The sequence below is a fragment of the Desulfotomaculum sp. genome (genome assembly GCF_982386235.1).
Window position 1 is genome coordinate 51,024 of record NZ_CEVWQM010000007.1, and the last position, 23,387, is coordinate 74,410.

General features: G+C 42.5%; 18 protein-coding genes, 3 pseudogenes and 2 CRISPR repeat arrays. Of the genes and pseudogenes, 9 read left to right on the top strand and 12 right to left on the bottom strand.

The genetic code is table 11. From position 1 onward, the window contains the following. Positions 1–247 precede the first annotated feature (247 nt). From AC1U9Z_RS05930 to AC1U9Z_RS05950, 5 genes are all read left to right on the top strand, one after another. Complete coding sequence (locus AC1U9Z_RS05930; protein WP_333531691.1) at positions 248–421, top strand: hypothetical protein; 174 nt, start codon at positions 248–250, stop codon at positions 419–421. Positions 422–446: 25 nt separating this feature from the next. Next, positions 447–1,343, top strand: a complete 897-nt coding sequence (locus tag AC1U9Z_RS05935; RefSeq protein WP_479956304.1) for a DMT family transporter — start codon at positions 447–449, stop codon at positions 1,341–1,343. A 299-nt stretch (positions 1,344–1,642) separates the two neighbouring features. Then, entirely contained in the window at positions 1,643–2,857 is a 1,215-nt protein-coding gene (gene trxB / locus AC1U9Z_RS05940) for a thioredoxin-disulfide reductase (protein ID WP_479956306.1), read from the top strand. A 28-nt stretch (positions 2,858–2,885) separates the two neighbouring features. After that, positions 2,886–3,227, top strand: coding sequence for a thioredoxin family protein (locus tag AC1U9Z_RS05945; RefSeq protein WP_479956308.1), 342 nt, complete (start codon positions 2,886–2,888; stop codon positions 3,225–3,227). Positions 3,228–3,275: 48 nt separating this feature from the next. After that, positions 3,276–3,602 (top strand): thioredoxin family protein, encoded by a 327-nt coding sequence (locus tag AC1U9Z_RS05950; protein ID WP_333531695.1) that lies wholly within the window; start codon positions 3,276–3,278, stop codon positions 3,600–3,602. A 256-nt stretch (positions 3,603–3,858) separates the two neighbouring features. On the opposite strand, the gene AC1U9Z_RS05955 is transcribed toward AC1U9Z_RS05950, so the two are convergent. Next, entirely contained in the window at positions 3,859–4,611 is a 753-nt protein-coding gene (locus AC1U9Z_RS05955; RefSeq protein WP_479956310.1) for a DUF2325 domain-containing protein, read from the bottom strand. A gap of 551 nt (positions 4,612–5,162) precedes the next feature. On the opposite strand from AC1U9Z_RS05955, the pseudogene AC1U9Z_RS05960 reads away from it, so the two are divergent. After that, positions 5,163–5,274, top strand: a pseudogene (locus AC1U9Z_RS05960) (NADH peroxidase); the annotation flags it as partial. 17 nt (positions 5,275–5,291) lie between these two features. Further along, positions 5,292–6,991: a CRISPR direct-repeat array (repeat unit 32 nt; unit sequence ATTTCAATCCACACTCCCGTGTAGGGAGTGAC). Positions 6,992–7,159: 168 nt separating this feature from the next. Here AC1U9Z_RS05960 and cas2 read toward each other — a convergent pair. The 7 genes and pseudogenes from cas2 to AC1U9Z_RS05995 form a co-directional block, all read right to left on the bottom strand. Next, the gene (cas2, locus tag AC1U9Z_RS05965; protein ID WP_479956312.1) at positions 7,160–7,474 is read right to left on the bottom strand and encodes a CRISPR-associated endonuclease Cas2; all 315 of its coding nucleotides are present in this window, start codon (positions 7,472–7,474) and stop codon (positions 7,160–7,162) included. A 68-nt stretch (positions 7,475–7,542) separates the two neighbouring features. Further along, positions 7,543–8,213 (bottom strand): annotated as a pseudogene (gene cas4, locus AC1U9Z_RS05970) (CRISPR-associated protein Cas4). 2 nt (positions 8,214–8,215) lie between these two features. Further along, the gene (cas7c, locus tag AC1U9Z_RS05975) at positions 8,216–9,076 is read right to left on the bottom strand and encodes a type I-C CRISPR-associated protein Cas7/Csd2 (RefSeq protein WP_333529656.1); all 861 of its coding nucleotides are present in this window, start codon (positions 9,074–9,076) and stop codon (positions 8,216–8,218) included. Between the two features lie 21 nt (positions 9,077–9,097). Further along, positions 9,098–10,990, bottom strand: coding sequence for a type I-C CRISPR-associated protein Cas8c/Csd1 (cas8c, locus tag AC1U9Z_RS05980; protein WP_479956314.1), 1,893 nt, complete (start codon positions 10,988–10,990; stop codon positions 9,098–9,100). 12 nt (positions 10,991–11,002) lie between these two features. Further along, a complete protein-coding gene (cas5c, locus tag AC1U9Z_RS05985; protein ID WP_333529658.1) occupies positions 11,003–11,698 on the bottom strand; it encodes a type I-C CRISPR-associated protein Cas5c in 696 nt (231 codons plus the stop codon). Between the two features lie 15 nt (positions 11,699–11,713). Continuing rightward, positions 11,714–14,131: a CRISPR-associated helicase Cas3' gene (cas3, locus tag AC1U9Z_RS05990; RefSeq protein WP_333529659.1), complete on the bottom strand. Its 2,418-nt coding sequence runs from the start codon at positions 14,129–14,131 to the stop codon at positions 11,714–11,716. A 626-nt stretch (positions 14,132–14,757) separates the two neighbouring features. Further along, positions 14,758–16,927: a CRISPR direct-repeat array (repeat unit 32 nt; unit sequence ATTTCAATCCACACTCCCGTGTAGGGAGTGAC). A 168-nt stretch (positions 16,928–17,095) separates the two neighbouring features. After that, positions 17,096–17,230, bottom strand: a pseudogene (locus AC1U9Z_RS05995) (CRISPR-associated endonuclease Cas2); the annotation flags it as partial. A gap of 237 nt (positions 17,231–17,467) precedes the next feature. Between AC1U9Z_RS05995 and AC1U9Z_RS06000 the strand changes: the two are divergent. The 3 genes from AC1U9Z_RS06000 to rbr all read left to right on the top strand — a co-directional run bounded on the left by AC1U9Z_RS06000 (position 17,468) and on the right by rbr (position 19,112). Then, the gene (locus tag AC1U9Z_RS06000; RefSeq protein ID WP_479956317.1) at positions 17,468–17,893 is read left to right on the top strand and encodes a Fur family transcriptional regulator; all 426 of its coding nucleotides are present in this window, start codon (positions 17,468–17,470) and stop codon (positions 17,891–17,893) included. Positions 17,894–17,917: 24 nt separating this feature from the next. Further along, the gene (locus AC1U9Z_RS06005; protein WP_479956319.1) at positions 17,918–18,469 is read left to right on the top strand and encodes a ferritin family protein; all 552 of its coding nucleotides are present in this window, start codon (positions 17,918–17,920) and stop codon (positions 18,467–18,469) included. 109 nt (positions 18,470–18,578) lie between these two features. Then, positions 18,579–19,112, top strand: coding sequence for a rubrerythrin (gene rbr / locus AC1U9Z_RS06010; protein WP_479956321.1), 534 nt, complete (start codon positions 18,579–18,581; stop codon positions 19,110–19,112). Between the two features lie 112 nt (positions 19,113–19,224). Here the strand turns inward: rbr and AC1U9Z_RS06015 are convergent, their stop codons facing one another. The 4 genes from AC1U9Z_RS06015 to AC1U9Z_RS06030 all read right to left on the bottom strand — a co-directional run bounded on the left by AC1U9Z_RS06015 (position 19,225) and on the right by AC1U9Z_RS06030 (position 23,385). Then, the gene (locus AC1U9Z_RS06015; RefSeq protein ID WP_479956323.1) at positions 19,225–20,682 is read right to left on the bottom strand and encodes a catalase; all 1,458 of its coding nucleotides are present in this window, start codon (positions 20,680–20,682) and stop codon (positions 19,225–19,227) included. Between the two features lie 337 nt (positions 20,683–21,019). Beyond that, entirely contained in the window at positions 21,020–21,232 is a 213-nt protein-coding gene (locus AC1U9Z_RS06020; protein WP_479956325.1) for a hypothetical protein, read from the bottom strand. A 21-nt stretch (positions 21,233–21,253) separates the two neighbouring features. Further along, complete coding sequence (gene feoB / locus AC1U9Z_RS06025) at positions 21,254–23,143, bottom strand: ferrous iron transport protein B (protein WP_333529665.1); 1,890 nt, start codon at positions 23,141–23,143, stop codon at positions 21,254–21,256. 14 nt (positions 23,144–23,157) lie between these two features. After that, entirely contained in the window at positions 23,158–23,385 is a 228-nt protein-coding gene (locus AC1U9Z_RS06030; RefSeq protein ID WP_333529666.1) for a FeoA family protein, read from the bottom strand. Between the last annotated feature and the right edge of the window lie 2 nt (positions 23,386–23,387).

The following is a 23,387-nucleotide window of genomic DNA, read 5'->3' on the forward strand; positions in this document are numbered from 1 at the left end:
GTAGACAAGCACCTGCCAAACAAAGTCGGTGTCAAAAGGATGAGACTGAAACATAAAATCGGCCAAGGCCCTTGGTAGGTAAAAGCGGTGACGGGTGCTTCGATCATCTAACCGCCTCCATTATAGCTATTCGTTATGCCCCTATAATTGTTATATATTTTACAAGCACTCAACATTCTTTTTATAATTGTCATGTGAACGAGTGTACGAGCTAATCCACTTCTAGAGGAAAGGGGCTATTTACGAAATGACGTCAAAGGATCTACAGCTACTGGTGCTGCGTATTGAATTAGGACTGGAACGCCTTGTAGACATGTCAAGCAGCAATGGTAAAAACGATAGCCGAATTAATAGTTACCGTAAAAGGTTAGACCTGCTAATTGATCAACTAAATAAAGAAAAACACTCTCATGCCACCTAGTTACAAGAATACTGGAGGTATGGGAGTGTTAAATGGTTATCACTTCATATTATTTGCTGCTCTGGGCTATGCCACACTGCCAATTTTAAATAAAGTTGGCTATCAACTAAATATGACCATGGATATTCTTCTTACATTACGTTTTTTTATTGCCAGTGTTATCCTTTTTGTCATTCTGACTGTGGCAAAAAAGCATAACCCTAGCCAGATAAAAAAGCAATTGCCAGGATTGATTGTGCAAGGTCTATTATTTTTTGGCTGTTCTTATTGTTATACTGCCGCGGTAAAATATTTGTCTGCATCCATAACTAGTATTTTGCTGCATGCTTATCCTGCTATGGTTGTAATTATTATGGCACTCTTTTTCAGTGAGAAAATTGACACCAAAAAAATCGCATCATTACTTCTATCGTTTCTAGGCTGCCTAATGGTCATAAACATTTTCAATGATCACTTGCAATTAAATTGGAAAGGCATTGCCTTTGCGCTAGGGTCCGCATTATTATATGCTTTTTATAATATTAATGGTCAGTATTTAACCGCTAAGTTAGAGCCAATCGCTATTTCTGCTTATGTCATGTTGGTATGCAGTATAGCAACGGCCATCGTCTATCCCCCTACGAGCCTAGTAACTGCCGGCTTAGGAGTATCAAGTTGGTTAGTAGGGCTAGGAACAGCCGTAGTATGTTCCGTTGTACCGACTATTTTTTACTTAAAGGGTATCTCTGTTCTTGGTGCTAGTAAATCTGCCATCGTTAGTACCATTGAACCAGCTCTTACCATCCTATTAGCTGGCGTAATATTAGGTGAAATGCTTACAATCACGCAATTACTTGGGGGATTTCTCATTATCGCAGGGATTGTAATACTACAAATTAATAAACAGTCCGTTAATTATTCCTACTCAATCGATACCCCTTAATTGTCCGATCGAGGGCGCACTCCAATCGTTGCATGTAATTCGCAGGTAACCCTTCATTGGGTTCCTTTGAGGATACCGGCTTGGAACCTATGCTTGGCAAGACCTTATGGGACGGATATGAAACACGAGTGCTTATACCGGGTATAAGCACTAAGTATTTTACAAGCAGGTGTGTGATTTTTATAATTTAATTGCACGTGAATATAGTAACATAGCCATGTTGCGTGTACCGTAATTTATCAATACCTAGAGAAATAAACAAAGAACCCTTATTAAAATTAATCTAAGAGGTGAAGATAATGTCAGTTTATGATTTAATTATTATCGGCGGAGGACCAGCCGGTCTTTCCTCTGGCATCTACGGAGCAAGAGCTCGCATGAAAACAGCTATTTTAGAAAAAGGTGCTGTGGGCGGTCAAGCCTTTACCACCCGTGAAATTGTGAATTTTCCTGGTTTCAAAAGTTCATCTGGTCCAGAGCTAATGAAAACGATTGCAGGCCATGCCAAAGAATTTGGTGCAGAAATTATCAAGGCAGATGTCACCCAAGTGGATCTAAGTGGTGACATTAAGCTGATCCATACAAAAAAAGGTCAACAATACCAAGCTAAAGCAATCATCCTAGCACTTGGCTCCCAGCCACGCTTGTTAAACATTCCTGGGGAGAAGTCATTGCGCGGAGCCGGTGTATCTTATTGTGCCACCTGTGATGCAGAATTCTACACGGATTTAGATGTAGTAGTGGTAGGAAATGGTGATGCTGCCATTGAAGAGGCTATGTACATCACCAAGTATGCCCGTAAGGTAACCGTCATTGTTTTACATGATGTGGGCATCGTTGACTGCAACAGAGCCAGTGCGGAAAAGGCCTTTAATAACCCCAAGATTGAGTTTGTTTGGAATTCCGTTATGGCAGAAATTAAAGGCAAGGGCGAAGTGGAGTCCGTAGTAATCAAAAATCTTAAGACCGGGGAACTGACGGAGTTACCAGCTCACGGCGTTTTTATATATGTAGGAATGATACCAGGTACAGAATTCCTCAAAGGTAAAATTGAATTGGATGAAAGAGGCTACATTATCGCAAACGAGCAAATGGAGACTTCGGTGGATGGCGTATTTGCAGCCGGTGATGCTCGAGTTAAATACTTGCGTCAGGTAGTTACAGCGGCTAACGATGGTGCCATCGCTGCGGTATCTGCTGAAAGATATTTGGATGAGGAGCAAAGTTTTAAAGAAGAGGTAGTTAATGCTGACAAGCCTGTCGCACTGGTATTTTGGAGCCCTGCCAGCAATGAAAGCATTGATTTAGCAAGTAGATTGGAGGCATTAATCGCTGCAACGGGTGGCAAATATAAGGTAGTAAAGGTGGATGTCTCCCGTAAGAAACGCATTGCCCAAAAGTATCATGTTACGACTACACCTTCCATTCTATTGCTGGAAAAAGGCGAGCTATTATTGCAACTTACTGGTAATGTGGATGATAAAACCCTTAAATCACAATTAAAACTACAGTAAATATTATCTGGGGAGGCGGTTGAAGACCATGGGCTACGAAACATTCAAACGTCTAAACACACAAAACTTTGACGATCTTATCTTTGATAGCGACACCCCCTCCCTGGTATTTTTTGCTGCAGAAAGATGCGATATCTGTAAGGAATTGCTTCCCATTGTTGAAGAGTTTGTGAGTTATTATGCCGGCAAACTAGAGGTTTATTTTGTAGATGTGGATAAATATGCTGAGTTGCACAAACGTTTTAGGCTAAGGGGTATCCCCCAATTGCTCATCTTCAAAGATCATGAATATAAGCGTCGTATTGGCGGTTTGCATGAAAGAGAAGATATGATCGAGATGATAGACAGCATTATTAATGAGACCGAATAAAGCTTATGATTCGGTTTGAAATACTTTACATTAAGAGGAGTGAAGAATATGTCTTTACAGCAATTAAACTCAAACAGTTTTGAAGAAATCATCTATGATAACGCAGAGCCCTGCTTGGTCGTATTTTCAAGAAAAAACTGCCACGTATGTAAAGAAGTTGTTCCGATGTTAGAAGATTTACAACCTAAATATGAAGGAAAGTTTGGTTTCTATTCAGTTGACGTAGAAGAACAAAAAAACCTTTCTCAGAGATTCTCCCTAAGGGGAGTTCCATCCATCGTTTTTTTTAATGAGGGTGAACTTCAAGGGAAAATGGCAGGAAACGTTGAAGAAGAACAAGTCGAAGAAAAGATCACAGAAGTTCTTGGAGCATAATTCCTATCTTAAAAGTGTAAATTAAATGGATCTTATTTAACTATTTACTTAGAATTATTCTGCCGAGAATGGGGGTGACCGTTAGGGTTACCCCTTTAACATTGCCCCTACTCCTGGAGAACCAATACCATAAACGCTGGGTCCAAGCCAAAGAAAAAACACCTTTGAAAAGGTGACTGCCATTCCACTACAATTTAAAAAGAAGAGATTTCGTTCCATGCCGGTTCTAATCTATTTGGCACGGTGGTTGTTGGTGCTAACGAATGGCTTCCGATATGCCAGATACACTGGAGGACATTAACATTTTAAAGGGTTTGCCATGCTTCTTACACAGTTTCTTTACACTTAAACAGGCGTTATGGCTGTTACAGTCCACTGGGCATAGCACGATGTCACACCTCTTTATTTTACAATCCAGTGCCCTTTCCCCACCCTTCATGTAACCATCGGAATAATCAAACTCCCCACCCTTTTGTTCAATTAGATTTTTATAAAAGGTTTTAAATTTGGTTATCCCACCAACAATTAAAACCCTTTTAGCACAAAAATCAAAGTTGCAGCAGTTCTGATCACAGGTTTCCGTTTCTTTTTTCTCGCACTTACAGTGGTTGTAATATTGATGATTTTGTTCTCTTAATCGGTTCTGTAACTCATCAATTTTAATTAGTAAATTGAGGTTCTCTTCCTCCAGAGCATTAATCTTGGCTTCATAGGCTTGCAAATCTTCATCAAAGGTGTCCAAAATCGCTTTTAATTCTTCATTTTCCTGTTGTAATTTCTGCTTTGCCTGTTCACTGGGGGCGTTACAGGAAGTAGTGTCTAAATGAGTCCCTTCTATTTGCTCTACTTGTGATTGATAGGACTTCCAGGCGTACGTTTGTTTCCACCGTCTCAGGGTACTAACGTGAACATCTACCTGCTTCGCTATGTCCACCATACTCAGGTTGTTCGTTTTATGGGTAAAACAGAGTTGCCAGGCTGTGATTTGTTTTGGTGTTAATTCTTTCAACCTAGCACACCTCCCTGCGGTAACCTTTTATAACTTGTCCGATCAGAGGACAACGAAAACTAGCCTCATTGCCCCATTTTTGTTTTAGGTTGCCGGTTTCTCTTTGATTTGGAAGGGGTTTGCATATGATTGGCTGCGCTATCATCATTTCATCTCCTCTTAAAATAATATAGGTAATTACCTTTTAACAACAAAACCGTTTCGACGGCATTTTCCATACAAACATACCAACGACTTATTTTATCCGGCAATCAATAACCGATAATGATTATCATTTTCATTGATTAATTATATTTTAATGGATTTTGTCCCAATGGTCAACCTTTACTTTATTACAAAATTATCCTATAACTTGCAAAAAAAACAGATGAATATGGGCTGCTCTAAATGCATTGAATGAAGCTGATCGGCCGTGGGTCAAAACATTGGTTAATGCCAATACTTAACCAATAAGTAAATAGACAGGTTGCGAAAATGAAGCGAATGCAAATTATTTATAAAAGGGATGAGTAATATGGAAGAAATCTATCGAAGAATACCTAAAAGAAAATGAGGAATTAGTTTGGGCAGATGAACACAAAGTTGGCGTTGCTAAAGGCTTAGACCCAGAAGTAAGTCAAGCTCTTAAAGATAACTTTATGGGGGAATTGTACAGAAGTAGGTTTTCAAGAGCAACAACAATTTCAATCCACACTCCCATGTAGGGAGTGACACACCGGGCATTCCGAAGGAAAACCTATCCACATATTTCAATCCACACTCCCGTGTAGGGAGTGACATAAGCCGCCGCCCCTACCGCGGCAATAGCAGCTATTTCAATCCACACTCCCGTGTAGGGAGTGACTGTTAACGGCCAAATTGGTGCGGAACAGACACCGATTTCAATCCACACTCCCGTGTAGGGAGTGACTTTCGCAAGAATCTACAGAATATTTGCCATACAAAATTTCAATCCACACTCCCGTGTAGGGAGTGACCTAACAGGGGACGCAGAGGCGGTATCCGAGCAGATTTCAATCCACACTCCCGTGTAGGGAGTGACTTAGTTAAAAAATTGAATCAGGAAGGTTTCTGGGGGATTTCAATCCACACTCCCGTGTAGGGAGTGACTGTTAAGTGGTGTGCTATTGAGGATGGCACACAAGATTTCAATCCACACTCCCGTGTAGGGAGTGACTCTTTGACTTTATTTGGCGGTGGTGCCATATCAGCAATATTTCAATCCACACTCCCGTGTAGGGAGTGACCCGTCTTTTTTGCGCTTATAATAACTGTTGGAGCATTTCAATCCACACTCCCGTGTAGGGAGTGACACTCCCAAGTTATATAGCTATGTCGCAGTTCGCCGTATTTCAATCCACACTCCCGTGTAGGGAGTGACGTCATGTCCTTGATTTCCTTTTCAATCAAGGGAGATTTCAATCCACACTCCCGTGTAGGGAGTGACGGGGTGTTACCCTTGACTGATATTGAACTGGTCCATTTCAATCCACACTCCCGTGTAGGGAGTGACCGAAAAAGAGTTGTCGTTGGCAATTGACTATGTAATAGTTCAATCCACACTCCCGTGTAGGGAGTGACAAGAGACTCCATACGAAGATCATCAACAGAAGAACATTTCAATCCACACTCCCGTGTAGGGAGTGACTCCAGACTATACCCACAGGAAACTGTCAGTCGGTAAATTTCAATCCACACTCCCGTGTAGGGAGTGACAGGAATAACTGCGGAGCCTCGCCCACGCCACGAAGATTTCAATCCACACTCCCGTGTAGGGAGTGACTCTCATTAATTATTTTATTAATGTAATTATACAATTTCAATCCACACTCCCGTGTAGGGAGTGACAAAAAATATAATCCTAAAGGCTTCGTGTCTCATATTTCAATCCACACTCCCGTGTAGGGAGTGACCTTCTTATGAGATTTGAACGTGTTATTAATAACATATTTCAATCCACACTCCCGTGTAGGGAGTGACGTGACGTTCCTGACCCTTATACTGACACACAAGCGATTTCAATCCACACTCCCGTGTAGGGAGTGACCGGCTAGGACCATTGAATTTACACCTTGGTCAAGGATTTCAATCCACACTCCCGTGTAGGGAGTGACAACAGAAAGAGCAGGGTTTGAGCAACAAACTAAAATTTCAATCCACACTCCCGTGTAGGGAGTGACGTACCAGGATGTAATACCTGTAATAGTACAAAAAATTTCAATCCACACTCCCGTGTAGGGAGTGACAAAAGGTTTACATGGTTGAGAATAAAACATGTTCCATTTCAATCCACACTCCCGTGTAGGGAGTGACCTTCGCAACAGAAAATTCTTTTCCTTTAACGAAGTATTTCAATCCACACTCCCGTGTAGGGAGTGACAGCAAAAAGTAATAAAAATTATCAACCAGATAACATTTTTCTTGCTTTTTTAAACTTTTTTATTAAAAAACATGTAACAAACCCGTTGTTTTCTTCATATTCCAACAAATTATCCCTAATTTCGCGGTGCGAACCTCTCGGGAATTTTATGTGCACTATAGGTTCGCACTAAATCAGCAGGGTATCCTCAACATTAAATGAAGACTTCGCACCAATATGCTCAACCTTGTTTCTGTAGTTATTACCTAACATATAGAACCTCAGGCTGTCTGTTTCCGTATCAATAATCTTCTCAAGCTTATGCCGGACTTCACGAAATTTTGCCGCATCCAGTATGCATTCAAAAACCGAATTTTGAACACGCTGTCCATAGCTCACACATTGCTTCGCAACTTGACGCAACCGCTTTCTTCCTGCTGCTGTTTGAGTATTAACATCATACAGGGCGACTCTCAGTGCTTCCACATCATCCTTCAAAATCACAATATTTTCTCCATCAAGGGATAAATAAGTATTGGGGGAAGTCACATAGAGAGTATTTAATAATTTTCTTATTGATCAACCTCGATCTCCGAAATATTCTTCTTCATATAGTTCATGGCAGATGGATTTTTACAAAGCTTCGGCAGACAAAGTTCGCTAAGGGAACAGGATTTGCAAGCCTTCGTTGTTTTAACCTTAGGGGTATGTCTCTTATCATATAGTTCATGCATTTCTTTACAAATCCGCTTGACTTCCTCTCGGATTTCCTTATCCAAAGCAACTTTAAACCTGCGTTTAGGTTCCCCATAATACAAAAATCCTTCCGATATGCTGCACAAGAGCATCGCTTCCAAGCACATGGCTTGAGCACATAATTGCAACACATCCGCATTGTCCTGCTTAGGCTTGCCACGCTTATATTCCACAGGAACCGACTGATAACTTCCCTCTCGGCCGTGGAGGGTGACTCCTTCCCGGGACTTATGAAATTCCACCACATCACATGCTCCGATGATCCCTAGGGTACGGGAAAAAATCCCCATACCCCGGGAGATGATCAGATCTCCCCGCTTTTCTTTGATGGTATTGTCATGGGTTTTCTCGTGCAGAATTCCGCTTCAATGGTGTGCAAATTCTCTTGCCATTGCTGCTCAATATGGATTAAAGCCCATTGACGTTTGCAAAACACGTAGTGCTGGATTCCGGATAAGAGCAAAAACTCCTCTTCTTGGTATTCCATCTCTATATCCCATCGTAAATTTCCGGAGACAATCCGGCCAACTCTTCGTGAGAGATCTTGAAATCTTCAATGCTTTTGGGATTGTCCCTGGTAGGCACAACCTTCAAACTTCGGTGAACCTTGGCGGAAGAATACTGTCCGGATTGGGAGTTATGTTTCCACCAATATACTTTGCAAATTTCCATGCTGCCGTCGGGCCGAGCGGAAGAGCAATCATTCTCGAAAAGAGTGATCAAGGCTTTTTTAAGCAACTCTCTGTCTTCTTCACTGAAACCTGTTTTAGCGGCAAGCTGGGTGTTGATACTGCCATAGAACACATACACCCCAAAATCAACCCGGTGCTTCATCCCCATAGTATCAGGACTTTTCTTATCGGGATCTTTCCCTGTCTCTCCGTTAACGCTTTTAGTTATTTGGATACTGGAGATCTCAATAGGTGTCACACTGACCGCAGAGTGAATGGAAACCGGACCTCTGATACCAATGGAAACAGCATTATCATCGTTTGCCTTCTTAAAGGCAAACACCTGCCCAAAACTCCGAACATCAATCCATTTATGGCAGGATATGGCTGCATATTGCTCTTTGTCCTTGCCCGCCTTTTTAAGCTCGGCACAACCGTCTGCCCGGTCTTTCAAGCTTCTAAATCCATCGGTCCGCCGTTCATCGGACTGGACAAAAATCTCCTGACCCAGGTCCTGTAAACGATTGCGGATCTTGCGTTTAATGCAGACATCGGAAATTTCCCCAAACCCCTCATAATTTTCTCGGGGGCGGTTGCCATTGAGAGGATCTCCGTTGGGATTAGCATTTTTTACCAAAAGAATTACTGCAAAATCTACTTTGTTAAGAAAATTACTCACCTTAATTCTCCCCTTCCTTTTTTACGATAGAGCTAACTTTTTCTTTTGTTTTTCTTCCATGCGTTGTTTTTTCTCATCCAGAAAAACTTCCCTTTGACAGTAATATCCCAAAATATAACTGTCTTTCAATTGTTCCGAACTGGTAAAATCCTCAAAGGACAGCATGGCATTGACTCTTGTCATCCGTTCAGTTAGATTGGCCCCTTTGGCACCTAATCTTTCCATATAGGGTCCGAGTTTATCGTTAATAATCCCCCAAGTTTTGTAGGGGCGGAGCTTAAATTGATGCATTAAGCGTTCGGCATTGGTCGCTCTTCTTTCCCCTGTGGTATACAAGGCATACTCTTCAATTTGCTGGGCAATGGCTAAAAGCCTGCCGAAAAGGTAACTCCTGTCCTTCTGGTTTTCATCAAGGGACATCTCCCATACCTCCTTCTTACCGGATTTATCATAGCGATATTTTCTAATCAGAGCGCATGTGATAGTCAAGGCTTTCTCCCATTCCCACTTTTCCATACCAATGGGATTGGACACCCGGTTAACCGCTGAGTTGACCAGATCATAAGGCAGATGAGCAGCATCAATAATACACGGCAGCAGCCTCTCAACCGTTGCTTTTTTCAACTTATCGCTAACTTTATCGCCATACACCGCCCAAGTTATATCTTTAGGGGCCGGAGCACCGATAAAAGTAATAAATTTAAAATTTGGTTTCCCTTTTTCATTGACCCCATCCGAGACCTTTTTATAAGTATGTTTCCAGATGCAAGTGCTATGCCAGGCTTTAATCCTGTTTAGAAAATCCCAACCGTCCAGTTCCCGGTAATATGTGATAGCTAACCGTCCCACAGTGGCGGCGTCCAATCCCATAATCACAATTTCCGCCATAGTATCCAAATCACAGCCATAACCTGCGATAGCCTTATTTAGTCTCCGGGCAAAATCCTGCTCAGTTGAAAATGCCGGTGCTTCTTCCGCCAATATATCTTCAGTATCGTTTAGAAAAGGGGGCAAGGACTCATTTTTCGTCCCCCAGGCCACTACTACCTGATCACCGTTTCTATACCCCTGCTTTTCAATCAGCCAGCGCAAAGCGTTATGGGCTTTTTGGGTGGTTTCATAACCCACCTGCACTACCTGGTTTTTATCTCCAAAGCGTCCCCGGTAAGTAAACCCGACGCTATCATTGGCTGAAATCAGCTTGGCCTTATCCCCTGTATTTCTGACTTTGGCAGGATGTTTATCAGAGCAGGGAATAGCTTCTCCCCTGACATAGCAAAGAGTAACCTCTTTTTGGATACTGAGATAATAGCGGACGTGGCTCTCATATACCTGAGGATCAAGCCAAATCGCTGATTCCTCCTCCCCGCTCGTTTCCACCCGAAACCGAATAAAGGCATCACTTTGGTCGCCGGCCCCCATCTTTATATCTTTAGCCAGGAGCCCTTCTTCATCACAGACCAGGACTTTCTGCCGGATCAAATCCCCGACTAAAGTATCTTTTTTTAAATAAGTGAGGACAGCCCAAACCTTACTATGGCTATACTCAGAGCCGCACCAACCCTCAAGTTGTTCTATGTATTGTATGTGAAAATTCCCACCATTTTTCTTCTTTACATAGTCGGTATAATCTCCCGCCAGATATTGAAGTTTATCGCAGAGGGGGTGAGGTGCTATCCCACTGCTTCTCGTAGCAGAGTCCTCCGTGACCGGAATAATCGTCATCGCCTCTTCCTTCTTCAACTCCCTGGCACTGATAAAATCGCCGTCTCTGCTGAGGATTACTTCTATTTGAGCATTCTGGGTGGAATGGGCCATGGGAAGAAGGGGGATCGCCTGCTCATCAGGACTTGCAGCACCGACTTCACTTTTACAATTTTCATAGGTATCATACAATTTATGAATCCAGCCCAATACGTTTCCTCCTTACAGCTCCTCAACTTCGCAAAAATTCGTGTTGTCAAATACTTTAGGCCTCATGGCGGAAAGCTCCCGCTTCACAGCACATTCTTCCGGCCTTATAAATTTGATGTAGCCATTGCTCATCTCTGTTTTCCAAAGCCTAGCTACTAGTTTGTTCTTACCTGTTTCATCCGGATAATCGAAACCATGAAACATCAGTCCAAAGGAAATAGTGCCGTAATCATCATAAGCACCCTCTCCCTCCCCGAACCGACAAGGCTCCACATAGCCCTGACACTCCCTGGTTCCTAAAAAAACATCCCGTCTCCCCCCGCATTTGATCATGCGGTTGGCTATAATATAATGCTTGTTCTCATTTCTATCCTGTTCCAGGTTAGGGCGATTTAGATTCCATTCGAAATGGGCTTTCACTTGATACTCCACATCGGTTAAATAAGTATAGATGGATAAGGTATTTCCGCCACTGAAATTAATTGGCCTAATCCCTTGCGATTGTGTTCTAATCGGCTTCATAACCCGTACTTCGTCAATAATCCAAATTAAGGTAGGTTTCCAATAGACACTTTCCAATATCCCCTTAAGTGCTTGGTAAGTCGGCACTTGATAGGATATTTTTTCCCCTCCCACTCGGTTGATGGGATCGCTGAAAAGGGCATAACGCCCGCTGACCTTGAACTCAACCCGGTTCTCTCTCTCCATTAAACTTCGTCCCCCTTAAATACCACAAAAATCCATAGTTTTTTTATCAAAACTTATCCCCACCTCCTCATCATAAAACTCCTCCCGCAGAGCAAGGATGGTTTTATCCTTCAGCCAAACTAGCGCCCCCATTTTCTCTAATCTTCTCCTATCTGTTTCATATAGATTTACAGAATAGTGCTGGGCCTTTTTCAGGTAGCCTTTTAACTCTCCCAAAGTACAGGTACCGTTGATCGAGGTTATCAGATCCTTACCCTCTTTATAAGGAACGAGAATACCTGTCGTATTTTCATCAATAGCTTGGAATTCCTCGCCTGCTGTCTTAAAGGCCTGCTTCAGCATTAAGTCAGATGGACTGCCCTTGCGGCTGTTAAATGCCACCGCCGCCTCCCTATTGTCGGCCAGTACATCATACAAAGTTCTAGCTGGCTTCCGCTTTGCCAACGTATAATTCATTTGCGTTCTTCGTTCGTAGAAGTAGTATTTATAATATCTTGCCATGACTTGGGGAGATAGAAGTTCCTGATCGAAGCTTTCCGGATTCTCCGCAAAATCCCGCAGGACTCTTTCCGTGCACTCCTGGCCTTTTTGGATATCCGCAAGCTTGCTCACGTCTTCCCCCTCTAGATTCACGATATAAACATTACCCCGTTCGCTCTTGCCATGCCGGTTACACCGTCCTGCCGCCTGAGCAATATTGTCCAAACCAGCCAAGGAACGGATCACACACTCAAAGGAGATATTTATCCCTGCTTCAATAAGTTGAGTACTGACGCAGATCACCCTCCCATGTCCTAATTGCTTTTTCATGGTCTCTAAAACCTTTATCCTGTGGGCCGGGCACATATTGGTACTCAGATGAAAAACCTTACATTTTTTCTCTTCGAGGAGACCGGAATTTGCCGTCTTTAACTCTTTAAAGACTTCTCTGGCTGAATTCTTAGTATTTAAAATCACCAACACACTTTGTACCTGATCCATTCTGTCCAGTATAAAATCTTTGAGAGCGGGAGTACTATAGCCTCCCATCACCAACTTAGGAATCAGATTCACTCGTTTAAACTGTTTGAATTTCTCATGAACATCGGGAATGATGTTGGGATTTTCGTTTAATTGCAAAGGAATCTTTGTGGTTTCTAAAAGAGGCTGCGTAGCCGTGCACAAGATCACCGTAGCCCCACAAATATAAGCTAAGAAATTAAGAGCTGTGTTGAACATATGGATGCATCTAATAGGAATGGCTTGAATCTCATCAAAAATGATCACGGAATCAGCCAGATGATGGAACCTCCTAACATCCTGAGTCCCGCCCTTAAATAAGGTATTAAGAAATTGAACCATGGTAGTGAAAACGATCGGACTGTCCCACCGTTCCGTCAACAGCTTGTAGTTTTCCGTTTCTTCTTCATCCGCCCAGGCATCATCCTCGACAATCAAGTTGGAATGATGCTCTAAGATCATCTCCTCATGTCCTAAAATATCCTTTATTTCTCCGGCGTTTTGGTCAATGATAGTCGTAAATGGGATGATAAAAAAAATCCTATCCTTATTAAAGGCTTTGGCATGATTCAAGGCATAACGCAGGCTGGAAAGAGTTTTCCCACCTCCGGTAGGGACCGCAAGCTGATAGATACCTGATCCGTTCCGAGCAAAATCCCTGCAGGCTAAGGAAATGTCCGCCCTAAGGCAATCGATCTTACTTTCCTGCGGGTAATCCTTTAGTTTCTCTTCGAGAATATCAGCAAGTTCCCCCCATAATGCGGACTTATCAAGTGTCTCTTTTCTTTCCTTATTCTCCATAAATAAATAGGTATCATACCGGTCTGCATCAATTAGACAACTGAAAAGATATTTTGTAAGAACTCCATAAGCAAACCAGCGGGACTTCGGTAATTTTTCCAACTCACAAATGCGATTGAGTGTATTCTTCACCTCTGCTGCTGCTTTTTCAAACAGTTCCTTGATCTGAGCCTCTGCCAAACATTCTTCAGTAAAATGATTTAATGCCTCATCATAGTGTATCTCTTTTTCCGGCTGCATTTTCCTCGTGAATTTATCCATGCCGTCAAGATCTAAACAATCAATCAGGCCTCCATGATGGGAACAAACAGCCAAGGCAATCAATTGGGCTGTAAATCTTTGGATTTTGTCCGTTGTGTTATAAAAGGTATCGTAGATATACTTGGCACCGGCAGTTGAGTGATTGATTGTCCCCTTAAGAGATTTATCCTCCGAACACTTGGCACTATAACGAATGTAGGCATCAAATTTACCGGTTCCTTTGCCCATATCGTGGAGAATACCGATTAATTCTCCTGTCGCACCCAGGGAAATCTTCGAGCAAAACTCCTTGGTCAATTCAGCCACATTCTCCAGATGCATTTTAACACTTTGCTCTTCGGATGTTGTTGGGTTAATATGTGCACAAAGCATTGACTCCCTCCTTTGCGAATGTAATAGACAAGAGCTACCGACATAATTCTCTTTTTTGAATTACAAATATTATAATATTTTGACTTTATTCTACCATTTTATTGTAAGCGGTACCATATCTGAGAACATTTAACAATTTTAATAAAAAAGAATGGCTCAAACTGAATGCAGGTTGAACCATTCTCCTCCGTCATTGGCGTTGTTGTTTATGAATTGCCCATATCAATGGCAAGGATGGCATTTCACTTGTTCACTATCCAAGATAAGTAACGGTTAAATTGGCTTATCTTTCATATTTTTTCACAATATCAGCTGTAGATTCCCAAACTATTAAGGTAGAAAATGGCCATTTTTTCGCAGATTAATTGAGTCAAGGTCCCTAACAATCGTTAATGGTATTTTCTCTGTCTCATTACACACCAAACAAATATAGTTGACTGAATTCATAGCTTGGTCTATATCTCTTTTGTTTTGTGATTTTTTCTTCTCTTTGTTGGGTTTTCGATGTTTAATACCGATGAGATCGTAAATCACCCTTTCTAGACATGCCCTAGCCATTTGGCAACTTGCATGCTTGATTGTAGGGAGTGACATTAACTAAAGTATCTAACTTATGTGGCCTGTGCATTTCAATCCACACTCCCGTGTAGGGAGTGACATAATATTAAATCTGCGACTTGACGATCCAAGCGATTTCAATCCACACTCCCGTGTAGGGAGTGACTCACTTGCAGAAGTAAGGGTGGCACAGGAAATCGAGATTTCAATCCACACTCCCGTGTAGGGAGTGACTCGACAAGGAAATTGCAGAGGAAACCAGGCAATGGATTTCAATCCACACTCCCGTGTAGGGAGTGACCGAGATAATTTGGCTTATCAATTTAAAAACCAGGATATTTCAATCCACACTCCCGTGTAGGGAGTGACCGAAGAGATTTCCGATGGACCACCCATGGATGATATTTCAATCCACACTCCCGTGTAGGGAGTGACGTGCTGGATTGTCCTGGCAGAGTGGGTAAGGGATGAATTTCAATCCACACTCCCGTGTAGGGAGTGACTCTTGTATTCTTCTTTGATGTGTTTAGCTTTGGTATTTCAATCCACACTCCCGTGTAGGGAGTGACTGTTAGCCCACCCTGCCAGTTGCGCCTACGGTCTATTTCAATCCACACTCCCGTGTAGGGAGTGACTTTCGGATGAATTTTCAACCGCAACAACTGAAATCAATTTCAATCCACACTCGCGTGTAGGGAGTGACCTTGCGCAGCAAAGATGACCGATATTATCCCAACGATTTCAATCCACACTCGCGTGTAGGGAGTGACACTAACGGGAGGTATGACACCATGACAAAACAGATTTCAATCCACACTCGCGTGTAGGGAGTGACCATCGACAGTTGGACAACAAAAAATGTGTATAAAAAGATTTCAATCCACACTCGCGTGTAGGGAGTGACCAACTGCAGGTACATTAATTAGAGAGATACACAGGATTTCAATCCACACTCGCGTGTAGGGAGTGACTTCTCAATTTCCTTTTGAAGCACTGAATTATAAAATTTCAATCCACACTCGCGTGTAGGGAGTGACCTAGATGTATTCGCCACTCACGGTAAGATTTACATTTCAATCCACACTCGCGTGTAGGGAGTGACAGGGCATTAATAAAAGTGGCCATAGGGCTTTTTGATTTCAATCCACACTCGCGTGTAGGGAGTGACATTACAAATATTAACAGGTAGGGAAAGGTTATGATTTCAATCCACACTCGCGTGTAGGGAGTGACGGATCGATATTAACACCGGTGCCTACGAAGGGCTTATTTCAATCCACACTCGCGTGTAGGGAGTGACGAATTATTCGCTACATCAAGCTCGTCGAAGATGAGATTTCAATCCACACTCGCGTGTAGGGAGTGACGATTATTTGTCCACAGTGTACAGTAAAAACTGTACATTTCAATCCACACTCGCGTGTAGGGAGTGACGTCGTTTATTTGCTTATCTGCCCCAATTACAAAAATTTCAATCCACACTCGCGTGTAGGGAGTGACCTACAATAGTAGTAATGTTAGACCAGGATACTATGTATTTCAATCCACACTCGCGTGTAGGGAGTGACCTTTGTCAACGTCATACTGTTTCAAGTCCCTTAATAAATTTCAATCCACACTCGCGTGTAGGGAGTGACGTAAGTACCAGTACCGATGGTGGTACTTGGGTAATTTCAATCCACACTCGCGTGTAGGGAGTGACTTAAGCATTATTTACACACTCCTTTATACGAGCAGATTTCAATCCACACTCGCGTGTAGGGAGTGACGTAGCATCAGCAGCACCTTCAGCAAACGCAGGAGCAATTTCAATCCACACTCGCGTGTAGGGAGTGACTAGTCTTCTACTTCGCCCCACCAGGACTCTTTTTATTTCAATCCACACTCGCGTGTAGGGAGTGACAAGCCAAATAAAGGCCAAAGGCTGCTACATAGACAAATTTCAATCCACACTCGCGTGTAGGGAGTGACCTTATACGGGCCTGCAATTGATCAAATTATCGATATTTCAATCCACACTCGCGTGTAGGGAGTGACCTTTGATAGGTTGTCCCTGGTTCAGTCACAAACGAATTTCAATCCACACTCGCGTGTAGGGAGTGACCCAAGATCTCATTAATCAGCTATAGTGAATATCAATTTCAATCCACACTCGCGTGTAGGGAGTGACGGCCGAGGATACGTTATCCATAAAGGGATGTTGGATATTTCAATCCACACTCGCGTGTAGGGAGTGACAGCAAAAAGTAATAAAAATTATCAACCAGATAACATTTTTCTTGCTTTTTTAAACTTTTTTATCAAAAAATATGTAATAAACCCGTTATTTTCTTCATATTCCAACAAATTATCCCTAATTTCGCGGTGCGAACCCCTCGGGAATTTTATGTGCACTATAGGTTCGCACTAAATCAGCAGGGTATCCTCAACACTTAAATGAAGGCTTTGCACCAATATGCTCAACCTTGTTTTTGTAGTTATTACCCAGCTATAGAACCTCAAGCTGTCTGTCTCCGTATCAATAATATTCTCAAGCTTATGTCATACAATCATTTATGTCAATATCCCCGTCCCCTTGTCACCTTGTCACGTGAATGAGCTGATCCGTCATGGATCAAAACATTGATTAAGGCCAATACTTAACAAACCAATAAATAAGCTCCCTCCAAAAAAATTTAAACTAGGCTGTTGACAGAGCAGGTAAATGAAACTATAATAATATTGTAATCATTATAAAAGTGAAGATGATACAAATTCTTCATAAAAGGGATGAGTAATATGGAAGTTGCAAAGAGATCTATCGAAGAATACCTAAAAGAAAATGGCATCAAGCCTTCTTATCAAAGGATTAGGATTTTTGATTACCTTATTCAGCATAAAAATCATCCCACCGTTGACATTATTTTTAAGGCATTGGTTCAAGAAATACCGACTCTTTCTAAAACCACGGTCTACAATACCTTAAAGCTTTTCTTAGAACAAGGCGTTGTACAATTGCTGGTGATAGAAGAGAACGAAACAAGATATGATGCTGATACTTCAACCCATGGCCACTTTAAGTGTGAAAAGTGCGGTCACGTCTACGATATAAGGATTGATTTATCCTGCTTGGATTTGAGTGAGCTGGAAATCCATCGGGTTAATGAACAGCACATTTATTTCAAAGGCACCTGCAACAGGTGCCTTCATAAAAAATACGATTAATCATTAACAAGGGGGAAAATTATAATGAAAAAATTTGTTTGTACGGTATGTGGTTATGTCCATATCGGAGAAAATGCACCTGAAAATTGTCCACAATGTAGAGCTGCTGCTAATAAGTTTGTTGAGAAAAAAGAAAATGAGGAATTGGTTTGGGCAGATGAACACAAAGTTGGCGTTGCTAAAGGCTTAGACCCAGAAGTAGTTCAAGCTCTTAAAGATAACTTTATGGGGGAATGTACAGAAGTAGGTATGTATTTAGCCATGAGCAGGCAAGCTGACCGGGAGGGTTATCCCGAGGTTGCTGAGGCTTATAAAAGAATTGCCTGGGAAGAAGCAGAACACGCAGCAAAGTTTGCTGAGTTATTGGGTGAAGTGGTAGATGCTGACACCAAGGCCAACTTACAAGCCCGAGTTGATGCAGAGCATGGAGCCTGTCAAGGCAAAAAAGATTTAGCAACAAAGGCCAAACAACTTGGGTATGATGCTATTCACGATACGGTTCATGAAATGTGTAAAGATGAAGCACGCCATGGTGCTGCTTTTAAAGGTCTCTTAAAAAGACATTTTGCTAACTGATGGTTAACCCTTTCAACCTAACTAACTATCCGCTATAATCCTATACCTTACTGCCGCTGCCTGACAGGGATTCGTGAAAAAATTTATTTTATCTAAGGAGGAGTATCGAATGAACTTAAAAGGAACCAAAACCGAAGCAAATCTAAAGGAAGCCTTTTCCGGGGAAAGCCAAGCCCGTAACAAATATACTTATTGGGCCAGTGTGGCAAAAAGAGAAGGGTACGAGCAAATAGCTGCCATCTTTTTAGAAACAGCAGATAACGAGAAGGAACATGCAAAGAGACTCTTTAAATTCCTAAAGGGTATTACAGATACCAAAACACACCTAAAAGAAGCCGCTGCCGGGGAGAACTATGAATACACAAATATGTATCTTGAATTTGAAAAAATTGCCCGGGAAGAAGGCTTTGCAGAGATCGCCGACGTATTCCGTGAAATCGGAGAAGTTGAAGAAGAGCATGAGAAACGTTTCCTGGCCCTGCTTAAGAATGTTGAAAATGGCACTGTGTTTAAGCGTGATGACGAAGTTAAATGGAAGTGCCGTAACTGCGGTTATGTTCATAAAGGTCAGGAAGCACCTCAATTATGTCCTGCCTGTGCCCACCCACAGGCCCATTACGAGCTACTTTGCGAAAACTACTAAAATAAATTACCCCTGCTCCAAAATCTCGTGGAGCAGGGGTTTTCTCTGTTAAAAATTGTTCTTTTTAGGACTCAATGCTTGATGATCGTGCCATCTCTTCTTTAACAAGCAATTATTCTACTTCATCCAGTGCGATACCTAGTGCATCAGCCACTCCCCTGCCATAAGCGGGATCCGCTTTCAGGCAGTTTCCGATATGCCGGATTTTAATTTCCTTTGGCGCGTCTCCCATCGCTCTTGCTGTATTCCCAAAGAGAGCCTGTTGCTGTTCAGGATTCATTAGTATAAACAGTTTGCCTGGCTGGGTGTAGTAATCATCGTCATCCTCTCTGAAATTCCAGTGATCTGCCGCACCATTTAAAGCAAGGGGAGGTTCCTTAAATTCCGGCTGCTGCTGCCATTGGCCATAGCTATTCGGTTCATAACCGATTGTGCTGCCGGCATTGTTATTCACCCTCATTTGGCCATCCCGGTGGTAGCTGTTCACTGGACAACGAGGAGCGTTTACCGGAATCTGGTGATGGTTAACCCCCAATCTGTAACGCTGTGCATCTCCATAGGAGAATAGTCTTCCTTGGAGCATTTTATCGGGAGAAAGGCCTATTCCCGGTACTACGTTAACAGGGTTAAAAGCTGCCTGCTCAACCTCTGCAAAATAGTTCTCAGGGTTTCGGTTAAGCTCGAAATAGCCAACCTCTATGAGCGGGAAGTCTTTCTTATACCATACTTTTGTTAAATCGAAAGGATTGTATGGCATATTTGCGGCCTGTTCCTCCGTCATTACCTGGATAAACATCTTCCAACGCGGGAAGTCTCCCTTATCAATACTTTCGAGCAAATCCCTTTGATGACTTTCACGATCCTTGGCGACAATGGCTTCCGCTTCAGCGTCTGTTAAATTCTCAATGCCCTGCTGGCAAACGAGGTGAAACTTAACCCATACACGCTCATTATTAGCATTAATCATGCTGAAGGTATGGCTACCAAAGCCATGCATATGCCGGTATGACTTTGCAATGCCCCTGTCACTCATGGTGATGGTCACCTGATGAAGTGCCTCGGGGAGAGATGTCCAAAAATCCCAGTTGTTTTTTGCACTTCTCAAATTCGTGCGTGGGTCGCGCTTAACGGCATGATTTAAGTCTGGAAACTTAAGTGGATCACGAAGGAAAAACACCGGCGTATTGTTGCCGACCAGGTCCCAGTTGCCTTCTTCAGTATAAAACTTCATTGCAAAGCCCCGGATATCACGCTCTGCATCGGCAGCACCACGCTCACCGGCAACTGTGGAAAAACGGACAAACATTTCGGTTTGTTTGCCTATCTCAGAGAAAACCTTTGCTTTCGTATACTTTGTGATGTCATGGGTTACCGTAAAAGTACCATAAGCACCAGACCCTTTGGCATGCATCCTTCTCTCAGGGATCACTTCCCTATCAAAATGAGCAAGCTTTTCCATGAACCATACATCCTGCAACAGCATAGGACCTCTGGCACCTGCTGTCATTGCATTCTGATTGTCAACCACTGGAGCCCCAGCAACTGTAGTTAGCTTTTTCTTATTTTCCAAATATTTTCTACCTCCTTAGCTTTTCAGATCGTATTAAAAAGGTTTCCTAAGAACCCCTTTTGAAAAAATGCTGAAGTTTCGCAGAGTCTGGTTTCTGTTTAAATGTATAAATAATTTATAGAAAATACATCGTAAACCCTGCACGATTTTTGAGAAGTAAGAACTTTGTAATGTTTTCTTAACCTTCAATTATTATTCTACAATCCGGTGCTTGGCAAAAATTCAAGACGAAGTAATGCCCTATTTATATTTAGTTGGTTTATTTCAAAGTCCTTACCTGAATCTCGCGCCAAAAATGGGCTAGCCCTATTTTATTAGGGCAACCCATTTTGCTTTATTATGAATTATTATATTTTGTGGGTTGATAATCTATTTGTTTACTTACACCGCAACTGCAACCCGTGCCGCAAGAGCCGCTGCAATCAGAACCTCCTGAGCTGCAACAACCATCTTTAATGTGCTCTACTTCTTTGCGAAATCCTTTAATCGTCCAATAACCAATAGCTGCGGCTAGAGCACCGGTAAATAGGATGCCTAAAATACTACTCATCGTATTTTCCCTCCCTTGAAGCTAACTGCCAAACCCAAGCAACAAACCGCCTTGGTAGATTATTAGGGAGATCAGCCAGGCCAGCCCGAAGGTATAGCCTGCTGCAAATAAAGTCCACTTCCAGGATGCAAGTTCTTTTTTGATCGTACCGAGAACTGCCATACAAGGTGTGTATAAGAGTACAAATACCAGAAAGGCATAGGCAGATAAACTGGTAAAACTTGTACCGATCGTTGCTTTTAACTGACCAGCTGCATATACTGCATCATCAGCTAATTCAAGCACACCATAAAGAACTCCCAAGGTTGATACAACCGCTTCTTTAGCTAGTATCCCGGTAATTACAGCTACACCGGCTTCCCAGGTGCCAAAGCCATGGAAAGTAAACAGAGGCGCAATCATTTTACCGAGGGAAGCCAGCAAGCTTTCGTTCATTTCTGCGGAACCGGAGAAATTATAGCTGCTGAGAAGCCAAATCACCACAGACATGCTGAAGATTATGGTACCTGCCTTAATCAGAAAGCCTTTGCCTTTTTCCCATGTCTGAATCAGAATTGTCTTTAAGGTTGGGAATCGATAGGGAGGTAGTTCCATCAAAAATGGTTCGGAATCTCCTTTAAAAATAGTCGATTTAAAGATTATGCCCATAATAATAGCTATGACAATACCAAGAAGATAGAGTGAAAGCACGACTTCACTTTCGCTTCCCGGGAAGAACAAAGCTGCAAACAAAGCATATACCGGCAGTCTGGCTCCGCATGACATGAAGGGAGCAATCAAAATCGTGATCCTGCGATCCCTTTCGGAATCCATAGCCCTGGCCCCCATAATCGCTGGAACCGTGCAGCCAAAACCAACCAGCATCGGTAAAATAGATTTACCGGATAACCCAATCCGTCTCATGGCACGGTCCATAATAAACGCAACTCTGGCCATATAACCGGTGCCGTCAAGAATACTAATGAATAAAAACAGGGTGAAAATCAAGGGGACAAAGACTACTACCCCGCCCACACCAGCAATGATACCGTCAATAACCAAGGACTGCAGCCAATCAGCCGCACCTACAGCTGCTAATCCCCCGGCAACCCAATCGGTTAAGGTGCCCGAAACAAATTCATCCAGCAAATCTGAAATCGGCTGCCCCACCCAGGTAAAGGTCAATTCAAAAATGGCATAAAGCACAGCTATAAAGATTGGAATACCCAACAAACGGTGGGTGATAATATTATCCAGCTTATCCTGCCAAGAAGTGACGCCTTCCTGGATTTCAAGTGCACCTTCTAAAACCTTATTAATAAAATCATATCTAGCTTCAATGATTTCCTCTTCAATGATGTCCTGCTCTTTGCCAGAGTTTTTAATTGCCTCAATGTTGCTCATATGCTCGGCCAACAACGGGCTTTTCACCTGTTTCTGGACAACAAAGTGATCCAAGGAATCAATCAACTGGCTTAAGCCGCTTCTACTGGTGGCTACTGATGAAATAACGGGTACACCCAAGTTTTTGCTCAGGAATTCCTTGTTAACACGATACCCCTTGGCCTCCGCTTCGTCCATCATGTTCAGGTTAACCACCGCAGGAACATCCAACTCCAGCAATTGAATGGTCAAATACAGATTGCGTTCAAGGTTTGAGGCATCTACAACGTTGACAACCACATCCGGCTTTTCTTCTGTAAGGTACTCTTTAACAATTTTTTCTTCAATGGAGTAAGCACTCAAGCTGTATGTACCGGGTAAATCAATGACGGTAATTTGCTTGTTGCCCTTGTTCATCAGACCAACTTTTTTATCTACAGTAACTCCAGGCCAGTTGCCAATGTGTTGTCTTGCGCCGGTCAGAGCATTAAAAATGGTTGACTTGCCTGTATTGGGATTACCAGTTAAGGCTACAGTCATAACTGACATATCTAAAAACCTCCTTATGACAAAGTTACAAGAATCTGTTCTGCCTCTGCCTTACGGAAAGACAAATTATAGGATTTTACCAACACTTCTATCGGATCACCCAGTGGCGCAATCTTTACCACCTTTATTTTACTGCCTTTAATAATTCCCATAGCCATAAACCGTCCCCTGGCTTGACCGGTAACGTTGACGCCTTGCACTACTGCTGTTTGGCCTGGTTTAACATCTTTTAACGTAAGCATCC

Bases quoted from the DNA above. Each gene is read 5' to 3' on its own strand.
- AC1U9Z_RS05930 (WP_333531691.1), top strand. From the start codon at position 248: ATGACGTCAAAGGATCTACAGCTACTGGTGCTGCGTATTGAATTAGGA.
- trxB (WP_479956306.1), top strand. From the start codon at position 1,643: ATGTCAGTTTATGATTTAATTATTATCGGCGGAGGACCAGCCGGTCTT.
- AC1U9Z_RS05945 (WP_479956308.1), top strand. From the start codon at position 2,886: ATGGGCTACGAAACATTCAAACGTCTAAACACACAAAACTTTGACGAT.
- AC1U9Z_RS05950 (WP_333531695.1), top strand. From the start codon at position 3,276: ATGTCTTTACAGCAATTAAACTCAAACAGTTTTGAAGAAATCATCTAT.
- cas5c (WP_333529658.1), bottom strand. From the start codon at position 11,698: ATGGAGAGAGAGAACCGGGTTGAGTTCAAGGTCAGCGGGCGTTATGCC.
- cas3 (WP_333529659.1), bottom strand. From the start codon at position 14,131: ATGCTTTGTGCACATATTAACCCAACAACATCCGAAGAGCAAAGTGTT.
- AC1U9Z_RS06000 (WP_479956317.1), top strand. From the start codon at position 17,468: ATGGAAGTTGCAAAGAGATCTATCGAAGAATACCTAAAAGAAAATGGC.
- AC1U9Z_RS06005 (WP_479956319.1), top strand. From the start codon at position 17,918: ATGAAAAAATTTGTTTGTACGGTATGTGGTTATGTCCATATCGGAGAA.
- rbr (WP_479956321.1), top strand. From the start codon at position 18,579: ATGAACTTAAAAGGAACCAAAACCGAAGCAAATCTAAAGGAAGCCTTT.
- AC1U9Z_RS06020 (WP_479956325.1), bottom strand. From the start codon at position 21,232: ATGAGTAGTATTTTAGGCATCCTATTTACCGGTGCTCTAGCCGCAGCT.
- feoB (WP_333529665.1), bottom strand. From the start codon at position 23,143: ATGTCAGTTATGACTGTAGCCTTAACTGGTAATCCCAATACAGGCAAG.
- AC1U9Z_RS06030 (WP_333529666.1), bottom strand. From the start codon at position 23,385: ATGCTTACGTTAAAAGATGTTAAACCAGGCCAAACAGCAGTAGTGCAA.